The organism is Pseudoxanthomonas sp. Root630 (assembly GCF_001427585.1).
In the GTDB taxonomy this organism is placed as follows: domain Bacteria; phylum Pseudomonadota; class Gammaproteobacteria; order Xanthomonadales; family Xanthomonadaceae; genus Pseudoxanthomonas_A.
This window is the reverse complement of sequence record NZ_LMGY01000001.1, coordinates 48,640-69,339: the sequence shown is the minus strand read 5'-3', so window position 1 is coordinate 69,339 and position 20,700 is coordinate 48,640. Positions and strand designations below refer to the sequence as shown.

Here is a 20,700-nt window from a genome sequence, read left to right as displayed (position 1 = left end):
CTCAGCCCTTGCCGGCGGCGGCGGGCGCGTCCTGCTTCGGCGGCGCGGCCGGCGCGGCATCCACCACCTTCACGCCGGGGCGCAGCTTGCCGGTGCCGTCGATGACGATACGGTCGCCCGCGGCCACGCCCTTCACGATCTCGACCTGCCCATCGCGGCGCACGCCCGCCGCGACCGGCGCCTGCTCGACGCTGCCGTCGGCCTTCACCCGGTACACGAACGAATCACGCCCCACCTGCACCACGGCGATCTCCGGGATCACCAGCGCCTGCCGCTCCGGACGGAACAGGCGCACGTCGAGCAGCATGCCGGGCCGCAGCTTGCGGTCGTCGTTGGGGAACACGGCGCGCACGGTCACCGCGCGCGTGGTGGGATCGATGCGCGCATCGACGGTCTCGACCTTGCCTTCGAACGTCTCGCCCGGGAATGCGGTCGCGCCCGCGGTGACGGCATTGCCGACACCGACGGTCGCCAGCGCGGCTTCCGGCACCTGGAAGTCCACGTACATGCGCGAGACGTCGTCCAGCGTGGCGATGGAGCTGTTCGCGGTGATCAGCGAACCGGGGCTGACCTGGCGGATGCCGAGCACGCCGGCGAACGGCGCACGCACGCTGCGGTCGCCGATGTCGGCGCGCGCCTGGCGCACGCGCGCGGCGGCGACATCACGCAGGACCAGTTGGGTGTCGAGTTGCGAGCGCGCGATCAGCTGCTGGTCCGCCAGCTCCTTCTGGCGGCGGTACAGGCGGTCCGCTTCCGCGTAAGTCGCTTCGGCCTGGACCAGCGCAGCATGCGCGGCGTCGCCCTTCAGGGTGACCAGCGTCTGGCCCGCGGCGACCTGCTGGCCGCTTTCGAAATGCACGTCCTGGACGATCTCGCTGACTTTCGCGGTCAGCGTCACCGACTCACGCGCCTTGGCCGTGCCGAGCGCCTGCAGCGTGTCGTTCCATGCGGACAGCTGGACGACGCGCGTCGTGACCGGGACCGGTCGCTCGGCCGCGTTGCCGTTCGCCTTCGCCTGCGGCTCCGAGCCGCCGCACGCGGCGAGCAGCAGGAGCGGCAGGACGACCGCAAGGCGGAGGGTTCCGGATCGGCTGAGCATGGATCATCCCGTAATTTTCGTTATCCACGCAGTTTAGCGAGCCTGCGTGACATACGCTGCGGTAGATGCGGCGGTTCGTGCCTGAAACGCGCCGAAGGGCGCGCGGTGGACACGCCCGACCATGACCAATGACCCTTGCAGGCTACCGCCCGTCAGTCAAGGCCGAGATGGGCCAGGACCTGCAGCGCGAGCGCTTCCGGATCCGCGGCGCCGGCATCCAGGTGCAGGTCGGGATGTTCCGGTGCTTCGTACGGGGAATCGATGCCGGTGAAGTTGGGGATCAGGCCGGCACGCGCCTTCTTGTACAGGCCCTTCACGTCGCGCGATTCGGCCACGGACAACGGTACATCGACGAAGACCTCGACGAACTCCCCGTCGCCGAAGCGCTCGCGCGCCATCCGGCGCTCGGCGCGGAACGGCGAAATGAAGCTGACCAGCACGATCAGACCGGCGTCGGTCATCAGCTTCGCCACCTCGGCGACACGGCGGATGTTCTCCACACGGTCTTCGTCGGTGAAACCGAGATCGCGGTTCAAGCCGTGGCGCACGTTGTCGCCGTCCAGCAGGAAGCTGTGGTAACCCAGCGCATGCAGGCGCTTGTCCACCAGGTTGGCGATGGTCGACTTGCCGGCGCCGGACAGGCCGGTGAACCAGAGCACCTTGGGCGCCTGGCCTTTCTGGCGCGCACGCGCGGCCTTGTCCACGTCGACATGCTGCCAGTGCACGTTGCCGGCACGGCGCAGGGCGAAGTCCAGCGTGCCGGCACCGGCGGTCGCGTTGTCGTAGCGGTCGATCAGGATGAAGCCGCCCAGCGCGCGGTTGCGCACATAGGGTTCGAAGGCGATCGGCTCGTCCAGGCTGAGGTTGCAGTAGCCCACTTCGTTGAGTTCCAGCCGCTTGGCGGCCAGGTGCTCCTGGGTGTTCACGTCGATGCGGTGCTTGATCTCGGTGACCGTGGCCGACACGGTGCGCGCGCCGATCTTCAGCAGGTAGGGCCGGCCCGGCAGCAACGGCGCATCCGACATCCACAGCAGGTGGGCGGCGAACTGGTCCGCCACTTCGGGTGGATCGCCGGCGGCGGCGATCACGTCGCCGCGGCTGATGTCGATCTCGTCGGCCAGGGTCAGCGTGACCGCCTGCCCGGCCGACGCGGCCGCGACCTCGCCGTTGGCGTCGAGCACCTGGGCGACGCGCGTGCGGCGCGAGGACGGCAGCACCACCACTTCGTCGCCAGGCTTCACCTGCCCAGCCGCGATCGTGCCGGCGTAGCCACGGAAGTTCTGGTGCGGGCGGTTGACCCACTGCACCGGCAGGCGCAGGCCGTCGCCGCTTTCCTGCGCTTCCACTTGCACTTTTTCCAGATGCTCCAGCAGCGCGGGCCCGGCGTACCAGGGCGTGCGCGACGAACGCGACGACAGGTTGTCGCCCTCCAGCGCCGACAGCGGGATGCAGGTGACCTCGGCGATGCCCAGGCGCTGCGCCAGCGCACGGTAGTCGGCGGCGATGCGCGTGAACACCGCTTCGTCGAACCCGACCAGGTCCATCTTGTTCACCGCCAGCACCACGTGGCGGATGCCGAGCAGCGAGACGATGTAGCTGTGCCGGTGCGTCTGGGTCAGCAGGCCCTTGCGCGCATCCACCAGCACCACCGCCAGGTCCGCGGTGGACGCGCCGGTGGCCATGTTGCGGGTGTACTGCTCGTGGCCGGGGCAGTCGGCGACGATGAACTTGCGCTGGTCGGTGTCGAAGTAGCGGTAGGCCACGTCGATGGTGATGCCCTGCTCGCGCTCGGCGGCCAGGCCGTCCAGCAGCAATGCGTAATCGATGCGCTCGCCCTGGGTGCCGTGCTTGCGGCTGTCCTTCTCCAGTGCGGCCAGCTGGTCGTCGAACAAGCGCTTGCTGTCGTACAGCAGGCGCCCGATCAGGGTGCTCTTGCCGTCGTCCACGCTGCCGCAGGTGATGAAGCGCAGCAGCGGCTTGGCTTCGTGCTGCTTGAGGTAGCGGGCGATATCGCTGTCGGTGCTCATGTTGCCGCCACCTCGACCTTCCTCACGGCATACGCATCGAACTCCGGCTCGCCATCCCGGCGTACGCCGGGATCCATCTTGATGTTGCCTTGCATACGGTCGACGGGCGGGGACTTCGCGAAAATCGAAGTGGATCCCAGCGTACGCTGGGATGACGGCGTGGGGGTCATCATCAGAAATACCCCTCCAGCTTCTTCTTCTCCATCGACGCACCCGGATCGTGGTCGATCACCCGGCCCTGGCGCTCGGAGCTGGTGGTGACCAGCATCTCGGCGATGATCTTCTCCAGCGAGTCGGCCTCGGATTCGATCGCACCGGTCAGCGGGTAGCAGCCCAGCGTGCGGAAGCGCACGCGCCGCAGCTGCGGCACTTCGCCGTCGCGCAACGGCAGGCGTTCGTCGTCGACCATCAGCAGCGCGCCGTCGCGTTCGACGACGGGCCGCTCGGCGGCGAAGTACAGCGGGACCACCGGGATGTTCTCGCGGTAGATGTAGAGCCAGATGTCCAGCTCGGTCCAGTTCGACAGCGGGAACACCCGCACGCTCTCGCCGGTGTTGATGCGCGCGTTGTAGACGTTCCACAGTTCCGGGCGCTGGTTCTTCGGGTCCCAGCGGTGCTTGTCGTTGCGGAACGAGAACACGCGCTCCTTGGCGCGCGACTTCTCCTCGTCGCGGCGGGCGCCGCCGATGGCCGCATCGAAGCGGTAGTGGTCCAGCGCCTGCTTCAGGCCCTGGGTCTTCATCACGTCGGTGTGGACGGTGGCGCCGTGGGTGATCGGGCCGATGTCGCGGGCGATGCCGTCCGGATTGATGTGCACGCGCAGGTCCACGCCGGTCTCGGCGGCGCGCCGGTCGCGGAAGGCGATCATCTCGCGGAACTTCCAGCGCGTGTCCACGTGCAGCAGCGGGATCGGCGGCCGGGCCGGGGCGAACGCCTTCAACAGCAGGTGCAGCAGCACCGAGCTGTCCTTGCCCACCGAATACAGCAACACCGGATTGCGGAACTCGGCGGCGACCTCCCTCAGGATGTGGATGCTTTCCGCTTCCAGGCGGTCGAGATGGGACAGGCGGTCTACGGCGGTCATCGAGGGGCGCGGCAGGGGTGGAATCCGGACGCGCTAGCCTAGCAGGGCTTCGCTGTATGGCCGGGAGGGCCGCCAGTATTCGGCCGCGGGCTGATGCCGGCGAAATAAGCGGGGGACATAAGCCCATAACCATGCGTCCTTTCTGCCCGCGGGAACGGGTTCCTAACATCGACCGTCCCAGTCGCGCCCGTGGGCCCTGCCGATGTCCGCCACCCAGCCTGTCCTCGCCCCCATCCCCCTCGCGGAGGAACGGCGGGCGCTGCTGGCCCAGGCGGTGTCCGGCCTGGATGGCGCGAGCCTGTGGTGGATCTCCGGCTATGCCGCCGGCCTGGCGCAGGCCCAGCTGGCGCCGCAGGCCTCGCCCGCCGCGTTGCCGAAAGCGATCTCCCCTGCCGCCGGTGCGCAGGCCGCACAGCGCCTGACCATCGTCTACGGCAGCCAGACCGGCAACGCACGCCGTGCCGCCGAGGCGCTGTCCCAACAGGCCGAAGCCGCCGGACTGTCGGTCCGCCTGTTGCGCGCCGACGCCTACCCGCAGCGCGAACTGGCCAGCGAGCGCCTGCTCTATATCGTCATCAGCACCCAGGGCGAAGGCGACCCGCCGGATGACAGCATCGGCCTGGTCGAGTTCCTCCGCGGCAAGCGTGCGCCGAAGCTGCCGGAACTGAAGTACGCCGTGCTCGGCCTGGGCGACTCCAGCTATGCCGACTTCTGCGGCATCGCGTCGCGGCTGGATGCGCGCCTGGCCGAACTCGGCGGCAGCCGGCTGTTCGCCGCGGGCCTGGCCGACCTCGACATCGACACCGTCGCCACGCCGTGGCGCGAGCAGGCCCTGGCCCACGCCCGCGACCTGCTGAAGGCACCGGCGGCGGCCACGACCCCGTTGGCGACCGTCACCCCGCTGCGCCCGGGTCACGCCGCCGCGTGGTCGCACGAGCACCCGTTCCCGGCCGAGCTGCTGCTCAACCAGCGGATCAGCGGCCGCGACTTCAAGGGTCCGCGCTTCGGCCAGCACGGCGCCGCCGACAAGGACGTGCGCCATGTCGAACTGTCGCTGGAAGGCAGCGGCCTGCAGTACGAACCCGGCGACGCGCTGGGCATTCGCCACCGCAACCCCTCGGCGCTCGTGGATGCGGTGCTCGATGCGCTGCGCCTGGACGGCAACGCCACCGTCAGCGAAAGCGGCGATACCCTGCCGCTGCGCGAGTGGCTGGCCGCGCGCCGCGAGCTGACCCGGCTGTCGCGCCCGTTCCTGGCCACGCATGCGGCGCACGCGCAGGCGGACGAACTCAACGCGCTGCTCGCACCCGCGCAGAACGCCGCGCTGGCGCAGCTGTCCAATACGCACCAGCTGATCGACGTGTTGCGCCGCTGGCCCGCGGGCTGGAGCGCGCAGGAGCTGGTCGCCGCACTGCGCCCGCTCGCGCCGCGCCTGTACTCGATCGCCTCCAGCCGCAAGCGCGTCGGCGAGGAAGCGCACCTCACCGTGGACGTGCTGGGCTACGAAGCCTTCGGCCACGCGCATGGGGGTGCGGCCAGCGGTTTCCTGGCGGCGCTGGACGAAGGCGACCAGGTGCCGGTGTACATCGAAGCCAACGAGCGCTTCCGCGTACCCGCCGACGGCAGTCGGGACATCCTGATGATCGGCCCGGGCACCGGCGTGGCGCCATTCCGCGGCTTCGTGCAGGAACGCGCGGAGACCGGTGCGCGCGGCCGCAACTGGCTGTTCTTCGGCGCCCCGCACTTCAACCACGGCTTCTTCTACCAGAGCGAATGGCAGGACGCGCTGCGCAACGGCGAGCTGCACCGCCTGGACCTGGCCTTCTCGCGCGACCAGGCGCGCAAGATCTACGTGCAGGACCGCCTGCGCGAGCGCGGCCGCGAGGTCTACGACTGGCTGCAGAACGGCGCGCACCTGTACGTCTGCGGCGCCATCGGCATGGGCAAGGACGTGCACACCGCCCTGCAGGCGATCGTGGCCGAGCATGGTGGGCTGGACGAGGATTCGGCGCGCGAGTACCTGGTGAACCTGCAGACGGAGGGGCGCTACGGGCGCGATGTGTATTGACGCTGGCTCCGATGTGGGAGCGACGTAAGTCGCGATCCCAGTATCCCGGACAGCGCCATCGCGACTTGCGTCGCTCCCACGCCAAAGAACGAACATGAGCAGCCACTCCGTCGAAGACATCAAATCCGAGAGCCACCGCCTGCGCGGCAGCCTGCTCGACAGCCTGGCCGACCCGGTCACCGGCGCGCTGCGCGAATCGGACCAGACCCTGATCAAGTACCACGGCAGCTACCAGCAGGACGACCGCGACCTGCGCGACGAGCGCCGCCGGCAGAAGCTCGAGCCGGCCTACCAGTTCATGATCCGCACGCGCACGCCCGGCGGCGTGGTCACGCCGGAGCAGTGGCTGAAACTGGATGCGATCGCCACGCAATACGCCAACCATTCGCTGCGCATCACCACGCGGCAGGCGTTCCAGTACCACGGCGTGATCAAGCGCGAACTGAAGGCGACGATGCAGGCCATCAATGCCGCGCTGATCGACACACTGGCCGCCTGCGGCGACGTCAACCGCAACGTGCTGGTCGCGGCCAATCCGCTGGAATCGCGTGCGCATGCCGAGGTGCAGGCCTGGGCGGCGACGCTGTCCGGGCATCTGCTGCCGAACACGCGTGCCTACTACGAAATCTGGCTGGACGAGGAGCGCGTGGCCGGCAGCGGCGAGGAAGAGGAGCCCATCTACGGCGCCACCTACCTGCCGCGCAAGTTCAAGATCGGCTTCGCGGTGCCGCCGGTCAACGACGTGGATGTCTTCGCCAACGACCTCGGCTTCATCGCCATCCTCGAAGGCGGTGTGCTGGCCGGTTTCAACCTGGTGATCGGCGGCGGCATGGGCGCGACCCATGGCGATGCGGAGACCTACCCACGCGTCGGCAACGTGGTCGGCTTCATCACGCCCGACCAGCTGCTCGAGGTCGCCACGGCCGTCGTCACCACCCAGCGCGACCTCGGCAACCGCGAGCTGCGCAAGCGCGCGCGCTTCAAGTACACCATCGACGACCATGGCCTGGACAAGGTGGTCGGCGAGATCGAGCGCCGCAGCGGCGTGGCCCTGCAGCCCGTGCGCGCGTTCCGCTTCGACCACAACGGCGACCGCTACGGCTGGGTGGAAGGCGAGGACGGGCGCTGGCACCTGACCCTGCACCTGTTCGCCGGTCGCATCGCCGACACCGCGCATGCCACCCACCTGACCGGCCTGCGCGAGATCGCCAACGTGCATCGTGGCGAGTTCCGGATGACGCCGAACCAGAACCTGGTGATCGCCGGTGTTCCCGCGGGCGAACGCGAGCGCATCGACGCGCTGGTGAAGACGCACGGGCTGGACGACGGCCAGCGCCTGGGCACCGCCCTGCAGCGCGCGGCCGTGGCCTGCGTCTCGCTGCCGACCTGCGGCCTGGCGATGGCCGAAGCCGAACGCTACCTGCCCGACTTCACCGACCGCCTGCAACCGCTGCTGGAGAAGCACGGCCTGCGCGACGCGCCGATCCTGCTGCGCATCTCCGGGTGCCCGAACGGCTGCTCGCGCCCCTACCTCGCCGAGATCGCCCTCGTCGGCAAAGCGCCGGGCCGCTACAACCTGATGCTCGGCGGCGACGCGCGCGGCCAGCGCCTCAACACGCTGTACCGCGAGAACATCGACGAAGCCGCGATCCTCGACACCCTCGACGGCCTGTTCGCGCGCTATGCCGGCGAACGCGCCGACGACGAAGGCTTCGGCGACTTCCTCCATCGCAGCGGCGTGGTCGCCCTGCCGTCGTACCCCACCCACCGACAGATCGCACTGGAACTGCACGCATGAGCGCCCCCGCCCTTTCCCTGGACACCGACCAGATCGCCGAGCACAACGCCTGGCTGGAAACGCAGACGGCCGAGCAACGGGTCGCCTGGGCGCTCAAGCACGGGCCGGCGGAAGCGGCGATGTCCTCGAGCTTCGGCGCGCAGGCCGCGGTACTGCTGCACATGGTGTCGCAGCAGAAGCCGGACGTGCCGGTGATCCTGATCGACACCGGCTACCTGTTCCCGGAGACCTACCGCTTCGCCGACGAACTGGTCGAGCGCCTGAAACTCAACCTGCAGGTCTTCCGTCCGCTGGTCAGCCGCGCCTGGATGGAAGCCCGCCACGGTCGCCTGTGGGAACAGGGCCTGGTCGGCATCGAGCAGTACAACAGCCTGCGCAAGGTGGAACCGATGAAGCGCGCGCTGAAGGACCTCGGCGTGGGCACCTGGTTCACCGGCCTGCGCCGCACGCAGTCCACCAGCCGTGCGAACGCGCCGGTGCTGCAGCAGCGCGAGGCCCGCTGGAAAGTCAACCCCATCGTCGACTGGACCGACCGCGACGTCTGGCAGTACATGAAGCAGCATGACCTGCCCTACCACCCGCTGTGGGAACAGGGCTACGTGTCGATCGGCGACTTCCACACCACGCGCCGCTGGGAACCCGGCATGCGCGAGGAGGACACCCGCTTCAACGGCCTGAAGCGCGAGTGCGGGATTCACGTCGAGGTCTGATGGCGACCCCGGCGGCCTGACGCATTCGCGCCGGGCCAGCCCCGTTTCATCGCCGGATCACCGGCTCCGTCGCGGCCCCCCTTCCCTCCGCAGGCGACACCGTTATCCTCCACGGCACTCCCCAAGCCGTGGTGCCCGACGTGTTCCCCAGCCTGCTCCTGATCATCCGCATCCTCGTTGCCTGGTTCGGCGCGATCCTGATGGCGGGCTTCGTGTGGAACGGCATCTTCGACCGGACGTTCGTGTCCGGCGGCGCCAGCTGGCTGTTCAACCTGGCCGCGACGCTGGTGATGATCTCGGTGCTGATCGGCCTGATCAGCCACCTGCGCCGCATCTGGCTGATCACCGGGCGCCTGGACAGCGCCGCGCTGTCGAGCCGGCAGCGCCGGCAGATCGAAGTGCCGCTGGATACGACCGCGGCCTTCGCCCTGATCGAAGGCGTGCTGCGCGAACTTCCGCGCGCCGAAGAGCTGGAAAGTGCCCCCGACAGCCTGCAGGTGCGGGTCAAGGTGCGCCGCGTGGACAGTTTCGACGGCCCCAGCCAGCCTTCGCGCTTCAACATCATGGCCCGCTTCGCGGTGAAGCGCGATCTGGTGCAGGCCACGGTCACACCGGGCAACGGCACCAGCAGCATCACCCTGATGGTCGGCCCGGATGCGAGCGCGTGGCTCGACCTGTTCGTCCTCGACGATGGCGTCAACGTGGAGAACGCCGAAGCCGTCACCCGTGCCATCACCCGCCGCGTCGCCGACCAGCGCCGCCAGGAACAGGCCGATGTCGTGAAGACCGTCAGCGAGAAAGAATTGACCGTGGCGCGCCTGAATCTGCTCAACGCGCAGGTGGAACCGCACTTCCTCTACAACACGCTGGCCAGCGCGCAGGTGCTGACCCGCACCGATCCGCCGCGCGCCGACATCATGCTCGGCCACCTGATCCAGTACCTGCGCAGCTCGTTGCCGCGCACCGACGACACGCTGTCCACGTTGGGCGAGGAACTGGAGCGCACCCAGGCCTACCTGGAAATCCTGAAGATCCGCATGGGCTCGCGCCTGAACCTGCAGGTGGAAGTGCCCGATGCACTGAAGTCGGTGCCCATGCCTTCCATGATGCTGCAGACGCTGGTCGAGAACGCCATCAAGCACGGCCTGGAACCGAAGACCGGCGGCGGCACCATCTGGATCCTCGCCCGCCGGCACGACGACCACGCCACCCTTACCGTCGCCGACGACGGACAGGGCTTCGGCGGCCAGAGCGCCGGCACCGGCATCGGCCTGAAGAACCTGCGCGAACGCCTGCGCCTGACCTTCGGCAACGACGCCTCGTTCGCCATCGTGTCCAACTTCCCGAGTGGCGTCGCCGCCACGCTGACGCTGCCGCTGGCCGGCAAGGCAGGTGCCGCATGAATTTCCGGGGCGTGATCGCCGAAGACGAGGAGCTGCTGCGCACCGCGCTGTCCTCACTGTTGAAAGAGGCGTGGCCGCAGTTGGAGATCGTCGCCGAATGCGAGGACGGCGCCAGCGCGCTGGAATCGATCGCCGAGTTGCAGCCCGACGTCGCCTTCCTCGATATCCGCATGCCCGGCCTGACCGGCATCGAAGTCGCGCGCGGCCTGGCCGATGCCAGCCCGCGCACACAGGTGGTGTTCGTCACCGCTTACGACCAGTACGCGATCGATGCGTTCGAACAGGGCGCCATCGATTACCTGCTGAAACCGATCACGCGCGAACGGCTGCTGGCCACCGTGCAGCGCATCCAGGCGCGCGCAGCGGCCGGGCACCCCGACGGCGCCACGCTCGAAGCCTTGCTGCGCCACCTGTCCGCACGCGAGATGCCGTCGTCCAGGCCGCCGCTGGTGTGGATCACGGCCAGCGCGGGCAAGGACACCAAGCTGATCATGGTGGACGACGTGGCCTACTTCCAGGCCGACAACAAGTACACCACGGTGATGACGGCCGACGGCGAATCCCTGTTGCGCACGCCGCTGCGCGAACTGCTCGACTCGCTGGACGCCACCACCTTCAAGCAGATCCACCGTTCCACCATCGTCAACATGAAGGCCGTGGCCTCGGTCAGCCGCGACGACACCGGTCGCGGCCGGCTGAAGCTGAAGAACCGCCCGGAGACGCTGACCGTCAGCCAGCCCTTCATGAGCCTGTTCCGCAACATGTAGCGCCGACGTAAACCCTGCCGCCCCGTGCGGCATCCAACGTGGCATCGCCGGCATGGCGCTCACGCGCCGTGGTGGGCATGCCCTTGCCGAATGGAAACCGAGGAACCGCCATGCGCATCATCACGTCCCTGATGTCCTGCCTGCTGGCCCTGGCAGGATGCAACGAGAAACCCAGCGTCACCACGATCCACCACAGCAGCGAGAACGGGGTGGATACGCTCTTCAGCAAGACCACGTTGCGCGATGGCGTGGCGAGGTTCGAGTGCTTCGCCAGCGAGAGCGGGCAATGCCACTATCGCGTCTACACCGAACAGTGCCCGGCGCCCGCGCCCGGGGCGAATCCGGCCGCCTGCGCGCGAACGCCGCTCGAGGATTTCACCCTCGCACCGGGCAAGACGCACGAGATCCATGGCCTGCCGCAGGACTTCCGGCAATGCGTATCGAAAGAGGACGGCACCGGCCAGGGATGCGAAGGCTGAAGATTCTCAGCGTGCCTTCCGCGGCTTGCGCGGCTGCAACATGCCCGGCCGCAACAGGCGCTCGTTGCGCATGACGTGCAGGATCAGCACGCGGCCCTGCGCGTGCCGGTAGATGACGCGACACGGAGGCTCGACGACCTGGCGATAGCGTCCCCGCCTGATTTCCGGCGGACGACTGCCGCTGTCCGGATGCTCCGCAAGATGGTCCACGTGCGCGAAGACACGCTGCACCAGTTCGGCGGCGGCGACCGGATTGTCCAGCGCAATGTAGTCGGCGATGGCGTCGAGATCGGCCAGCGCCGGTTCGGACCAGACTATCTCAACCATCTGGCAAGCCGTTCCCTGGCTTGATCATGGGTGATCGCACGGCCTTCAGCGATGGCCTGCTCGCCGCGCGCGATGCCTTCCAGCATCGCCATGCGCGCCAGCAGCGTCTCATAGGTTTCCACGTCGACGAGATACGCGCTGGGCAACCCGTGCTGGGTGATCAGGATGGGTTGCTTGTCCCGCTCGATATCGGCCAGCAGGTCGGTGGCCTGGCGCTTCAGCGTGGTGACGAGTTCGGTGCGCATGGAGTGACACTACAGTATCACTCCTTACCCGGCAAGCAGACCGCGCTCACCCGCCGCAGTGCGCGCCTTCCAGCGACGTGCCGCCGCAGGCCAGGCACTTGCGGTACTTCTGCCGTTGCCGGTCGTAGCGCACGCGCGACATCATGCCGCCGCAGGCGCAGCGTAACTCGCGACCGCGGGCCCAGCGGTAGAGCCGCCAGGTGGAATGCAGCGCCCAGGCGGTGCCCAGCAGGATCGCGAGCAGGAACGCGAGCGACGCCAACCGCTGCGGCGTGATCTCGCCCAGCGTGCGTCCGGTGCGGGTGACGGCTTCGGCGGTGGCGAATCCGCCCACGGCGATCGCCGCCGCCGGCACGTACATGCGCACGACCATCTTGGAAATGCGATTCATGGGGATGCCGACACATGCCCGGGAAGATGCCGCCAGCGTCGCCCGGACGCCGGTTTCCGTCAATCACGCCAACGGGTGATCGCTCAACTCGTGATGGTCTGGGTGAGCGCCTGCCACGTGGGCGGTTCGGGCCAGTCCGGATCCTGGTTGCCGTCGATCACCCGGCGCAGGTCGCGACGGTCGATCTGCGGCGCCAGCGCGCGCACCAGGTCGAGCGCGTAGTCGCGCAGCACGCGTTCGCGCGGCAGCACGGCCCATGCGATGCATTCCTTCACCTCCGCCGGTGCCGGCCACGCGCGCAGGTCGGTATCCGCGGCGCTGACCGCCATCTCCGCCAGCAGGCCCACGCCCAATCCGGCGCGGACGTAGGTCTTGATCAGGTCGGCATCGAGCGCGGTCAGCGCGATGTTGGGTTCCAGCCCGACCTTGGCGAACGCGCGCTGCAATGAAGAGCCAGGACGCGTCGAGGATTCGTAGCTGATCAATGGCTGCTCGGCGAGGTCGGCCATGGCCGGCACGCCGCCCGCCTGTTCCAGCGCATGGCCGCGCGGCACCAGTACCAGCCGCCGCCAGCGGTACAGCGGCACCGCGATGCCGGCCTGCGGCTGATCGCCGGCGGTGCTGACCACCGCCATGTCGGCATCGCCCTGGGTGAGCAGGTCCAGCGCGGTGCTTTCCGGCGCCTGCTGCAGGTGGACGCTGACCTGCGGGTAGTCGCGCTTGATCTGGGCGATGGCCGGCGGCAGCACGAAGCGCGCCTGCGTATGCGTGGTGACCAGCACCAGCTGGCCCTGGCTCTCGCGGCGCTGGTTGGCGGCGTAGGTGCGGATGTTGTTGGCTTCGGCCAGCACCAGGCGCGAACGCTCGATCACTTCCTGGCCGGCCGGCGTGACGCTCTCCAGGCTGCGGCCCTTGCGGACGAACAGCAGGAAGCCGAGTTCGTCCTCCAATTGCTTGAGCTGCTTGGACAGGCCGGGCTGGGTGGCATGCACGCGCGCCGCTGCCAGCGTGATGTTCAGGTCGGCATCGGCGATCGCCACCAGGTAGCGGAGTTGGGTCAGCGTCATCGGCGTGGGGCGCGGATCGGCCCACCAGAGGGGGCCTTGGACTGTAGAGGATTTCCCCGGACCGTAGCCGGTGGCGCTTATAACCGCAAGGCATATGGTTTTGGTGGGATGTCATTTCCGGCGGCTATGACCCGGCAGTAGGGTCAACAACCCATCCCTGCCCGCCATGCCCGTGAGCGCTCCGCTGTTTCCCCTGTTCGCCGACCTGCAAGGCCGCCAGGTACTGGTCGTGGGCGGCGGCGGCGTCGCGGAACGCAAGACCGACGCGTTGCTCCGCACCGGGGCCCGGGTGCGGGTGGTCGCGCCGACGCTGACGGCCGCGTTGGCCGGCTGGCACGCGGCAGGTCGGATCGAGTGGCAGGAGACGGTGTTCGAACCCGCGCAGTTGGACGATGCCTGGCTGGTGGTCGCCGCCACCGGCGACCGGGGCATCAACCGCGCCGTCGCCGCGGCCGCGGAAGCACGACGGCTGCTGGCCAACGTGGTCGACGACGCGTCGCTGTCCAGCTTCCAGGTGCCCGCCATCGTGGAGCGCGGCCCCTTGCAGGTCGCCATCTCCAGCGGCGGCGGCGCGCCGATGCTGGCCCGCCACCTGCGTCGCCAACTGGAAACCCTGCTGGACGATTCGTGGGCCTCGCTCGCCGAGCTGTTCACGCGCCAGCGCCACCGCATCCGCCAGCGCTTCCCGCGTACGGCCGACCGGCGGCGGTTCTTCGAGAAAGTGCTGGCAGGCCCGTTGCCGCGCCTGTTCCGCCAACAGCTGCACACGCAGGCGGAACAGCACTTCCTCGCCACGCTCGACGAAACCGCAGCGCTGACGCGCAGCGGTACCGTCGTGGTGGTGGGTGCGGGCCCCGGCGATGCCGGCCTGCTCACCCTCAACGCACTGCGCGCGATGAACGAGGCCGACGTGATCCTGCACGACCGCCTCGTCAGCGAAGACGTGCTGCGCCTCGGCCGCCGCGACGCGACCTACATCGAAGTCGGCAAGTCGGCGAACGGCCACAGCACGCGCCAGGACGACATCCATGCGCTGATGCTGGACCACGCACGCGCCGGCAAGCGCGTGGTGCGCTTGAAGGGCGGCGATCCGTTCGTGTTCGGGCGCGGCGGCGAAGAGCTGGAGTTCCTGCGCGCGCACGGCATTCCCTACGAGGTCGTGCCCGGCATCACCGCCGCCATCGCGTGCGCGGCGTACGCGGGCATCCCGCTCACCCATCGCGACCATGCCCAGGCCGTGCGATTGGTCACCGCCCACTGCAAGGATTCGCTGGACACGCTCGACTGGGCCGCGCTGGCGCAGGAGCGACAGACGCTGGCCGTGTACATGGGCGTGGCCGGGCTGGAAGGCCTGCGCGACCGCCTGCTGGCGCACGGGCGCGCGCCCTCCACGCCGTTCGCCATCGTGGAGAACGGTTCCCGCCGCGAGCAACGCGTGCTGAATGGCACCCTGGCCGATCTGCCGGAAACCGCGCGTTCTCATCAGGTGCGCTCGCCCGCCCTGCTGATCCTGGGCGAAGTGGCCGCGTTGGCTGGCACGCTGCACTGGTTCGGGCAGCCGCCGATCGTCACGGCCCATCCCACACATTCCCGCAACCTTCCGGCGCCCACACTGCAGGCCGCCTGACCGTTCCCACCTGGAGATTCCATGGCCCTCTACGACAGCATCCTGGACACCGTCGGTCGCACCCCGGTCGTCAAACTGCACCGCATCGCGCCGGAGCACGTGACCCTCTACGCGAAGGTGGAGTCGTTCAATCCCGGCGGCTCGGTGAAGGACCGCCTGGCGCTGGCGATCGTCCTCGACGCCGAAGCCAAGGGCCTGCTGAAGCCCGGCGACACCATCATCGAAGCGACCTCCGGCAACACCGGCGTGGCGCTGGCGATGGTGGCCGCCGCGCGCGGCTACAAGTTCGTCGCCACGATGGTGGAGACCTTCTCGATCGAACGCCGCAAGCTGATGCGCGCCTACGGCGCCAAGGTCATCCTGACACCGGCCGCCGAGCGCGGCAGCGGCATGGTGCGGCGCGCCGAGGAACTGGCGAAGAAGCACGGCTGGTTCCTCGCCCGCCAGTTCGCCAATCCCGCCAATCCCGCCTATCACCGCCAGACCACGGCGGCGGAAATCCTGCGCGATTTCGCCGGCCGTCGACTGGACCACTTCGTCACCGGCTGGGGCACCGGCGGCACGCTGACCGGCGTGGGCGAAGTGCTCAAGATCGCGCGTCCTGAAGTGCGCATCACCGCCTCCGAACCGGCCGGCGCTTCGCTGCTGCTGGGCAAGGAATGGCAACCGCACAAGATCCAGGGCTGGACGCCGGACTTCGTGCCGGACGTGCTCAACCGCGACGTCGCCGATGAGATCCTGCCGGTCACCGACATCGAGGCGATCGCGACCTCGCGCCGCCTCGCCGCCGAGGAAGGCATCTTCGTCGGCATCTCCGCCGGCGCCACCGTCGCGGCTGCGCTGCAGGTCGCGCAGAAAGCCAAGCCCGGCGACGTGCTGCTGGCGGTGCTGCCGGATACCGGCGAGCGCTACTTCTCCACGCCGCTGTTCGAAGGCGTCAACGAAGGCTCCGACGACGAATGGCTGGCATCGCTGGGCGACGCGGCGTTGCCCTGAGTTCCACGCGGGGCGCAGTGCGCGCCGTCTTGTGGGAGCGACGTCAGTCGCGACGGGACGCCTTCGGTTGTAAAGATTGTTGATCGGCCCTTGATGGCCGGCGACTTCATGGAATCCCTGCAATGCAGGGACACTGTCGCGACTGACGTCGCTCCCACAGCAGCAGGGGCGCGTCAGCCCTCGTAGAGCTCCAGCGGCAGATCGTCCGGGTCGGCGAAGAAGGTGAAGCGCCGGCCGGTGTATTCGTCCACGCGCACCGGTTCGGTCGCCACACCGTGCGCCTGCAGGTGGGTGATGGCGGCGTCGATGTCGGTCACGCGCAACGCCAGGTGGCGCAGGCCGCAGGCTTCCGGTCGCGAGACGCGCGGCGGTGGCGACGGGAACGAGAACAGCTCGACCTGCGTGCCGTCGGGCAGCGCCAGGTCGAGCTTCCAGGAATCGCGCTCCGCCCGGTAGTGCTCGGCGACGACGCGCAGGCCGAGCACCTCGGCATAGAAACGCTTCGAGCGTGCGTAATCGGACGCGATGATCGCGACGTGGTGCAGGCCCTGCAGGTCCATGTCAGTGCGCCGCGGCGGCATCGGCGCCACCGCCGCCGCCGGAGGGCGCCTTGCCGCCACGCATCAACAGCACCAGCGGCATCGACACCAGCGTCAGCAGCATCATCAGCTTGAAGTCGTTGAGATAGCCGATGGCCGCGGCCTGCCGGTTGACCTCGGCATTGAGCAGGGCCAGGCCGGTCGCCGTGGACGGATCCATCGCCGCGGGCAGCAGCGTGGTCTCCGCACCGAACGCCGGGATGCGCGCACCGATCTCCGCATGGTTCACCTGCAGCGCGCGCGACAGCATCGTCATCACCACCGAGATGCCCACCGAGGAACCGATGTTGCGCACCAGGCTGAAAAGGCCGGCGGCTTCGGTGCGCTGGTGCGGCTCCAGCGTGGCGTAGGCGACCGTCGAGATCGGCACGAACACCAGACCCAGACCCATGCCCTGGACGACGCCGAGCCAGACGATGGAGTGCATGGAGGCGTTCGGCCCGAACTGGGTCATGCCGTGCAGCGAGGCCACCATCAGGCCCATGCCGACCAGGATCGGCCAGCGCGCGTCGATGCGGCCCAGCAGGCGGCCGACGATCATCATGCTGAACATCGTGCCCACGCCACGCGGCGCCAGTACCAGGCCGATGGTCAGGACCGGGTAGTTCATCAGCGTGCTGAGGTACGGCGGCAGCAGCGCCAGCGTCGCGAACAGCACGATGCCGACGACGAAGATCAGCGCGCAGCCGACGGCGAAGTTGGCGTTCTTCAGCAGGCCCAGGTCGAGCAGCGCATGATCGCGCTTGCGCCACCACCACAGGCCGTAGGTATAGAGCGCGAGGAAGGCGATCGCGGCTTCGATCTGGATCTCGACGCTGCCGAACCAGTCCTCGCTCTGCCCGCGGTCGAGGAACAGCTGCAGCGCGCCGATGCCCAGCGCCAGCAGCGCGAGCCCGATGCCGTCCAGCGGCCGCTCGTGCGGCACGTCCTTCTTGACGCTGGCCATGATGCCGACCAATGCCAGGATGCCGATCGGCAGGTTGATCAGGAACACCCAGTGCCAGCTGTAGTTCTGGGTCAGGAAGCCACCGAGGGGCGGGCCGAGGATCGGGCCGACCATGATGCCCATGCCCCACATCGCCATCGCCGCGCCGTGCTTCTCCTTGGGGAAAGCATCGAGCAGCAGCGACTGCGAGATCGGCACGAGCGAGGCACCGAACACGCCCTGCAACACGCGGAACAGCACCATCTCGCCGATGCCGCTGGCGATGCCGCACAGCAGCGAGGCGACGGTGAAACCGCTGACGGCGATGATCAGCAGGCGACGGCGACCCAAGCGACCGGCAAGCCAGCCGGTGACCGGCGTCAGGATCGCCGCGGCGACGATGTAGCTGGTCAGCACCCACGACACCTGGTCCTGGGTGGCCGACAGCGAGCCCTGCATGTCCGGCAGCGCGACGTTGGCGATGGTGGTGTCCAGCGCCTGCATCAGCGTGGCCAGCATCACCGAGCCAACCAGCAGCGTGCGCTTGCCGGTATCGTCCTGCGCGGGTGCAGCGGGAACGGCGGTTGTGCTCATGGGGAATTCCGTAAGCGATCGCCATGCGGAGCGCACGACGATCCAGAGGTCACCCGGGGCGCGGCGTCAGCGGGGCCGGGCCCCACCACAGTGCCCTCGCCCGCATCCGCGCACGCCCGGGATGACATGGAAACAGGGACTCAGCGCGCGGCGGTGGCGCGGCTGGACGCGGTGCCGCCGTCGCGCAGGTCGACATGCACGTCGGCGCTCATGCCGGCACGCAGTTGCGGCGCATCGGCAGCCATGCCGTCGATCTCCAGGCGCACCGGGATGCGCTGCACGATCTTCACCCAGTTGCCGGTGGCGTTTTGCGGCGGCAGCACGCTGAATTCGGCACCCGAGGCCGGTGCAATGGACGCGACGTGCGCCTTCCACTTCACGCCCGGATAGCTGTCCACTTCGATCGTCGCGGACTGGCCCACCTTCATTTTTTCCAGCTCGGTTTCCTTGAAGTTGGCTTCCACCCAGATCGGCGAGGTCGCCACCAGCGGCATCGCCGTCTGGCCGACGTTGATGTATTCGCCCACCTGCAGGTCGTGCAGGCCGACGATGCCATCGACGGGCGCGCGTACTTCCGCGTGGTCCAGGTCGAGGCGGGCCTTCGCCAGCATCGCCATCGCGGCGCGGTACTCGGGCAGGTCCTGCGTCGGCGTGCCCGGGCTGCCGCTCAGCGAGGCGGTGGCTTCGGACTGGCTGGCGATGGCATCGGCCAGGTCGGTGCGCGCTTCGGCGACGGCGTGGCGCGCGTCGTCCAGCATCTTGCGCGAGACCAGCTGCTGGCTGGCGAGCTGCTGCATGCGCAGCAGGTCGCGCTGCGCCCAGGTCAGCGTTTCGCGCGCGGCCTGGATCGAGGTGCCCGTGCCGACCACCTTGGCGCGGCTCGCGCTGGCGGAGTTCGCCATGCGCGCGACCAGCGCTTCGTTCTGGGTGACGGCGATCGTCAGCGGATCGGCATCGATGCGGAACAACAGGTCGCCCTTCTTCACCGGCTGGTTCTGCTGCACGGCGACTTCGACCACACGCCCGCCGACCTGCGGCGCGATCAGGATGCGCTCGGCCTTGATGTAGGCGTTGTCGGTGCTGATTTCGCGGCCCGAAGCGACGTACTCCCAACCGAAGAAGCCCGCGACGGCCAGCGGCCCGGCGATCCACAGCCACACGGGCACGCGGCGGCGCTTCGGCGCGGAAGGTTGTGCGGCGTTCTCGCCGGCTTCGTTGATCTTGCTGGTCATGGTGGGATTCAACTCTTGCGGAGGGAGGACTCGCCGCGGCTGGCGCGGTCGAGCTGGGAGAGGTTTTCGCGGATCTGGCCCAGCACCTTGAGGGCCGTGGCGAGTTCATCGGCATCGATGCCGGCCAGGCAATCCTCGCGGACCGATACGGCCACCGCTTCGATGTCGTGCATCACCGCATCCGACGGCGGCAGCAGGTGCAGGCGCCATACGCGGCGGTCGTCCGGATCGCTGCGGCGTTCCACGAAGCCTGCCTTCTGCAGGCGATCGATGACGCGCCCGACGGCGATCGGCTCCATGTCGAGCAGGTCGGCCAGTTCCGACTGGGTGATGCCCTCGCTCTGGTGGATGCGCTTGAGCGCGCGCCACTGCACGCGGGTCAGGCCCAGGTGGGAGGCACGCCGGTCGAACACCCGGCCGAACAGCCGACTCAGGTCCGCGATCAGGTAACCGATGGTGCTGTTGCCGGAGGGGGTCTTCATGGCTGCCTATGATATAGCTGCTTAGGCAATAATATTTCAGGCAGGGGAATTCTGTTCAGCCTGGCGACGGCCAAACCCCCGTCCTGCAAGGCCGGGCCCTGCCGTATCCTGAACGGATGCGCCCTTCCGCCCTCGCCCTGCTCGCCGCCAATGCCCTGACCCTGGCGCTGGCCCTGGTCTTCGACTGGGAGACCGGCTGGCTGGTCTGGCCCTACTGGATCCAGAGCGTCGTGATCGGCTGGTACGCCCGCAAGCGGATGCTGGCCCTGCGCGACTTCACCACCGAAGGCTTCACCTCCGGCGGCAAGCGCGTCAGCGAGGACGAGGCCGGCAAGCGCTCGACGGCCAGCTTCTTCTCGCTCCACTACGGCTTCTTCCACGCGATCTACTTCGTCTTCCTGTGCGTGCACCACACCGTGGCGAACCCGCGCGACATCGCCTTGCTGGCGCTCTGCGGGCTGTCGTTCGTCTATTCGCAGCGGCAGACCTACGCCGTGCAGCACGCCGCCGACGTGGACGGCAAACCCAGCCTGGGCGCGCTGATGTTCCTGCCCTACCTGCGCGTGATCCCGATGCACCTGATCATCCTGGCCAGCGCCGCGCTCGGCAGCGGCCTGCTGATGACGCTGTGCTTCACCGTGCTGAAGACGGCATCGGACCTGACCATGGACTACGCCGACCGGCGGATGGCAGAACGCGCGGCGGAACGGGTGCGCGCGGGCTGAAACGAGAAACGCCGGCCTTCGCCAGCGTTCTTTCCCCATGCCATCCATGGCGCAG

General features: G+C 68.7%; 21 protein-coding genes. 9 read left to right on the top strand and 12 right to left on the bottom strand.

Annotated features, from left to right (window positions below):
• Window position 1: 1 nt before the first annotated feature.
• From ASD72_RS00330 to cysD, 4 genes are all read right to left on the bottom strand, one after another.
• Window positions 2–1,099: an efflux RND transporter periplasmic adaptor subunit gene (locus ASD72_RS00330; protein WP_056877987.1), complete on the bottom strand. Its 1,098-nt coding sequence runs from the start codon at window positions 1,097–1,099 to the stop codon at window positions 2–4.
• A 152-nt stretch (window positions 1,100–1,251) separates the two neighbouring features.
• A complete protein-coding gene (gene cysN / locus ASD72_RS00325; RefSeq protein WP_056877986.1) occupies window positions 1,252–3,126 on the bottom strand; it encodes a sulfate adenylyltransferase subunit CysN in 1,875 nt (624 codons plus the stop codon).
• Window positions 3,123–3,299: a hypothetical protein gene (locus tag ASD72_RS20755; RefSeq protein ID WP_155944405.1), complete on the bottom strand. Its 177-nt coding sequence runs from the start codon at window positions 3,297–3,299 to the stop codon at window positions 3,123–3,125. Before ASD72_RS20755 ends, cysN begins: the two co-directional genes overlap by 4 nt.
• Window positions 3,299–4,210, bottom strand: coding sequence for a sulfate adenylyltransferase subunit CysD (gene cysD, locus ASD72_RS00320; protein ID WP_056877985.1), 912 nt, complete (start codon window positions 4,208–4,210; stop codon window positions 3,299–3,301). Before cysD ends, ASD72_RS20755 begins: the two co-directional genes overlap by 1 nt.
• Window positions 4,211–4,412: 202 nt before the next feature.
• Here cysD and ASD72_RS00315 point away from each other — a divergent pair, with 202 nt between their 5' ends.
• The 6 genes from ASD72_RS00315 (at window position 4,413) to ASD72_RS00290 (ending at window position 11,435) form a co-directional block, all read left to right on the top strand.
• On the top strand, window positions 4,413–6,278 hold the full coding sequence (locus ASD72_RS00315) for an assimilatory sulfite reductase (NADPH) flavoprotein subunit (protein WP_056877984.1): 1,866 nt from the start codon (window positions 4,413–4,415) through the stop codon (window positions 6,276–6,278).
• 94 nt (window positions 6,279–6,372) lie between these two features.
• The gene (cysI, locus tag ASD72_RS00310; protein WP_056877983.1) at window positions 6,373–8,076 is read left to right on the top strand and encodes an assimilatory sulfite reductase (NADPH) hemoprotein subunit; all 1,704 of its coding nucleotides are present in this window, start codon (window positions 6,373–6,375) and stop codon (window positions 8,074–8,076) included.
• The gene (locus ASD72_RS00305; RefSeq protein ID WP_056877982.1) at window positions 8,073–8,786 is read left to right on the top strand and encodes a phosphoadenylyl-sulfate reductase; all 714 of its coding nucleotides are present in this window, start codon (window positions 8,073–8,075) and stop codon (window positions 8,784–8,786) included. The genes cysI and ASD72_RS00305 overlap by 4 nt, the downstream gene beginning before the upstream one ends.
• Window positions 8,787–8,926: 140 nt before the next feature.
• Window positions 8,927–10,189, top strand: a complete 1,263-nt coding sequence (locus tag ASD72_RS00300) for a histidine kinase (RefSeq protein ID WP_056878451.1) — start codon at window positions 8,927–8,929, stop codon at window positions 10,187–10,189.
• Entirely contained in the window at window positions 10,186–10,956 is a 771-nt protein-coding gene (locus ASD72_RS00295) for a LytTR family DNA-binding domain-containing protein (RefSeq protein ID WP_056877981.1), read from the top strand. The genes ASD72_RS00300 and ASD72_RS00295 overlap by 4 nt, the downstream gene beginning before the upstream one ends.
• 110 nt (window positions 10,957–11,066) lie before the next feature.
• Window positions 11,067–11,435 carry a hypothetical protein gene (locus ASD72_RS00290; protein WP_056877980.1) on the top strand — a complete coding sequence of 123 codons (369 nt, stop codon included), beginning with the start codon at window positions 11,067–11,069 and terminating at the stop codon, window positions 11,433–11,435.
• 6 nt (window positions 11,436–11,441) lie between these two features.
• On the opposite strand, the gene ASD72_RS00285 is transcribed toward ASD72_RS00290, so the two are convergent.
• The 4 genes from ASD72_RS00285 to ASD72_RS00270 form a co-directional block, all read right to left on the bottom strand.
• Window positions 11,442–11,762 carry a type II toxin-antitoxin system RelE/ParE family toxin gene (locus ASD72_RS00285; protein WP_056877979.1) on the bottom strand — a complete coding sequence of 107 codons (321 nt, stop codon included), beginning with the start codon at window positions 11,760–11,762 and terminating at the stop codon, window positions 11,442–11,444.
• The gene (locus ASD72_RS00280; RefSeq protein ID WP_056878450.1) at window positions 11,750–12,007 is read right to left on the bottom strand and encodes a type II toxin-antitoxin system Phd/YefM family antitoxin; all 258 of its coding nucleotides are present in this window, start codon (window positions 12,005–12,007) and stop codon (window positions 11,750–11,752) included. The genes ASD72_RS00285 and ASD72_RS00280 overlap by 13 nt, the downstream gene beginning before the upstream one ends.
• 46 nt (window positions 12,008–12,053) lie before the next feature.
• Window positions 12,054–12,398: a hypothetical protein gene (locus tag ASD72_RS00275; RefSeq protein WP_056877978.1), complete on the bottom strand. Its 345-nt coding sequence runs from the start codon at window positions 12,396–12,398 to the stop codon at window positions 12,054–12,056.
• Between the two features lie 83 nt (window positions 12,399–12,481).
• Window positions 12,482–13,465, bottom strand: coding sequence for a LysR family transcriptional regulator (locus ASD72_RS00270; protein WP_056877977.1), 984 nt, complete (start codon window positions 13,463–13,465; stop codon window positions 12,482–12,484).
• Between the two features lie 166 nt (window positions 13,466–13,631).
• On the opposite strand from ASD72_RS00270, the gene cysG reads away from it, so the two are divergent.
• Window positions 13,632–15,092 carry a siroheme synthase CysG gene (cysG, locus tag ASD72_RS00265; RefSeq protein WP_056877976.1) on the top strand — a complete coding sequence of 487 codons (1,461 nt, stop codon included), beginning with the start codon at window positions 13,632–13,634 and terminating at the stop codon, window positions 15,090–15,092.
• Between the two features lie 21 nt (window positions 15,093–15,113).
• Window positions 15,114–16,088, top strand: coding sequence for a cysteine synthase A (cysK, locus tag ASD72_RS00260; protein WP_056877975.1), 975 nt, complete (start codon window positions 15,114–15,116; stop codon window positions 16,086–16,088).
• Between the two features lie 173 nt (window positions 16,089–16,261).
• On the opposite strand, the gene ASD72_RS00255 is transcribed toward cysK, so the two are convergent.
• The 4 genes from ASD72_RS00255 to ASD72_RS00240 all read right to left on the bottom strand — a co-directional run bounded on the left by ASD72_RS00255 (window position 16,262) and on the right by ASD72_RS00240 (window position 19,920).
• A complete protein-coding gene (locus ASD72_RS00255; RefSeq protein WP_056878449.1) occupies window positions 16,262–16,648 on the bottom strand; it encodes a VOC family protein in 387 nt (128 codons plus the stop codon).
• A gap of 1 nt (window position 16,649) precedes the next feature.
• On the bottom strand, window positions 16,650–18,206 hold the full coding sequence (locus tag ASD72_RS00250) for a DHA2 family efflux MFS transporter permease subunit (protein WP_056877974.1): 1,557 nt from the start codon (window positions 18,204–18,206) through the stop codon (window positions 16,650–16,652).
• Between the two features lie 140 nt (window positions 18,207–18,346).
• A complete protein-coding gene (locus tag ASD72_RS00245) occupies window positions 18,347–19,438 on the bottom strand; it encodes an HlyD family secretion protein (protein ID WP_056877973.1) in 1,092 nt (363 codons plus the stop codon).
• Window positions 19,439–19,446: 8 nt separating this feature from the next.
• The gene (locus ASD72_RS00240; protein ID WP_056877972.1) at window positions 19,447–19,920 is read right to left on the bottom strand and encodes a MarR family transcriptional regulator; all 474 of its coding nucleotides are present in this window, start codon (window positions 19,918–19,920) and stop codon (window positions 19,447–19,449) included.
• 116 nt (window positions 19,921–20,036) lie between these two features.
• Between ASD72_RS00240 and ASD72_RS00235 the strand changes: the two genes are divergently transcribed.
• Window positions 20,037–20,645, top strand: coding sequence for a DUF6498-containing protein (locus ASD72_RS00235; RefSeq protein ID WP_056877971.1), 609 nt, complete (start codon window positions 20,037–20,039; stop codon window positions 20,643–20,645).
• The last annotated feature ends 55 nt before the right edge of the window (window positions 20,646–20,700 follow it).

Excerpts from the sequence above, each read along its gene's own strand:
- ASD72_RS00330 (WP_056877987.1), bottom strand. The coding sequence starts at position 1,099 with ATGCTCAGCCGATCCGGAACCCTCCGCCTTGCGGTCGTCCTGCCGCTC.
- cysN (WP_056877986.1), bottom strand. The coding sequence starts at position 3,126 with ATGAGCACCGACAGCGATATCGCCCGCTACCTCAAGCAGCACGAAGCC.
- ASD72_RS20755 (WP_155944405.1), bottom strand. The coding sequence starts at position 3,299 with ATGATGACCCCCACGCCGTCATCCCAGCGTACGCTGGGATCCACTTCG.
- cysD (WP_056877985.1), bottom strand. The coding sequence starts at position 4,210 with ATGACCGCCGTAGACCGCCTGTCCCATCTCGACCGCCTGGAAGCGGAA.
- ASD72_RS00315 (WP_056877984.1), top strand. The coding sequence starts at position 4,413 with ATGTCCGCCACCCAGCCTGTCCTCGCCCCCATCCCCCTCGCGGAGGAA.
- cysI (WP_056877983.1), top strand. The coding sequence starts at position 6,373 with ATGAGCAGCCACTCCGTCGAAGACATCAAATCCGAGAGCCACCGCCTG.
- ASD72_RS00305 (WP_056877982.1), top strand. The coding sequence starts at position 8,073 with ATGAGCGCCCCCGCCCTTTCCCTGGACACCGACCAGATCGCCGAGCAC.
- ASD72_RS00295 (WP_056877981.1), top strand. The coding sequence starts at position 10,186 with ATGAATTTCCGGGGCGTGATCGCCGAAGACGAGGAGCTGCTGCGCACC.
- ASD72_RS00290 (WP_056877980.1), top strand. The coding sequence starts at position 11,067 with ATGCGCATCATCACGTCCCTGATGTCCTGCCTGCTGGCCCTGGCAGGA.
- ASD72_RS00285 (WP_056877979.1), bottom strand. The coding sequence starts at position 11,762 with ATGGTTGAGATAGTCTGGTCCGAACCGGCGCTGGCCGATCTCGACGCC.
- ASD72_RS00280 (WP_056878450.1), bottom strand. The coding sequence starts at position 12,007 with ATGCGCACCGAACTCGTCACCACGCTGAAGCGCCAGGCCACCGACCTG.
- ASD72_RS00275 (WP_056877978.1), bottom strand. The coding sequence starts at position 12,398 with ATGAATCGCATTTCCAAGATGGTCGTGCGCATGTACGTGCCGGCGGCG.
- ASD72_RS00270 (WP_056877977.1), bottom strand. The coding sequence starts at position 13,465 with ATGACGCTGACCCAACTCCGCTACCTGGTGGCGATCGCCGATGCCGAC.
- cysG (WP_056877976.1), top strand. The coding sequence starts at position 13,632 with ATGCCCGTGAGCGCTCCGCTGTTTCCCCTGTTCGCCGACCTGCAAGGC.
- cysK (WP_056877975.1), top strand. The coding sequence starts at position 15,114 with ATGGCCCTCTACGACAGCATCCTGGACACCGTCGGTCGCACCCCGGTC.
- ASD72_RS00255 (WP_056878449.1), bottom strand. The coding sequence starts at position 16,648 with ATGGACCTGCAGGGCCTGCACCACGTCGCGATCATCGCGTCCGATTAC.
- ASD72_RS00250 (WP_056877974.1), bottom strand. The coding sequence starts at position 18,206 with ATGAGCACAACCGCCGTTCCCGCTGCACCCGCGCAGGACGATACCGGC.
- ASD72_RS00245 (WP_056877973.1), bottom strand. The coding sequence starts at position 19,438 with ATGACCAGCAAGATCAACGAAGCCGGCGAGAACGCCGCACAACCTTCC.
- ASD72_RS00240 (WP_056877972.1), bottom strand. The coding sequence starts at position 19,920 with ATGAAGACCCCCTCCGGCAACAGCACCATCGGTTACCTGATCGCGGAC.
- ASD72_RS00235 (WP_056877971.1), top strand. The coding sequence starts at position 20,037 with ATGCGCCCTTCCGCCCTCGCCCTGCTCGCCGCCAATGCCCTGACCCTG.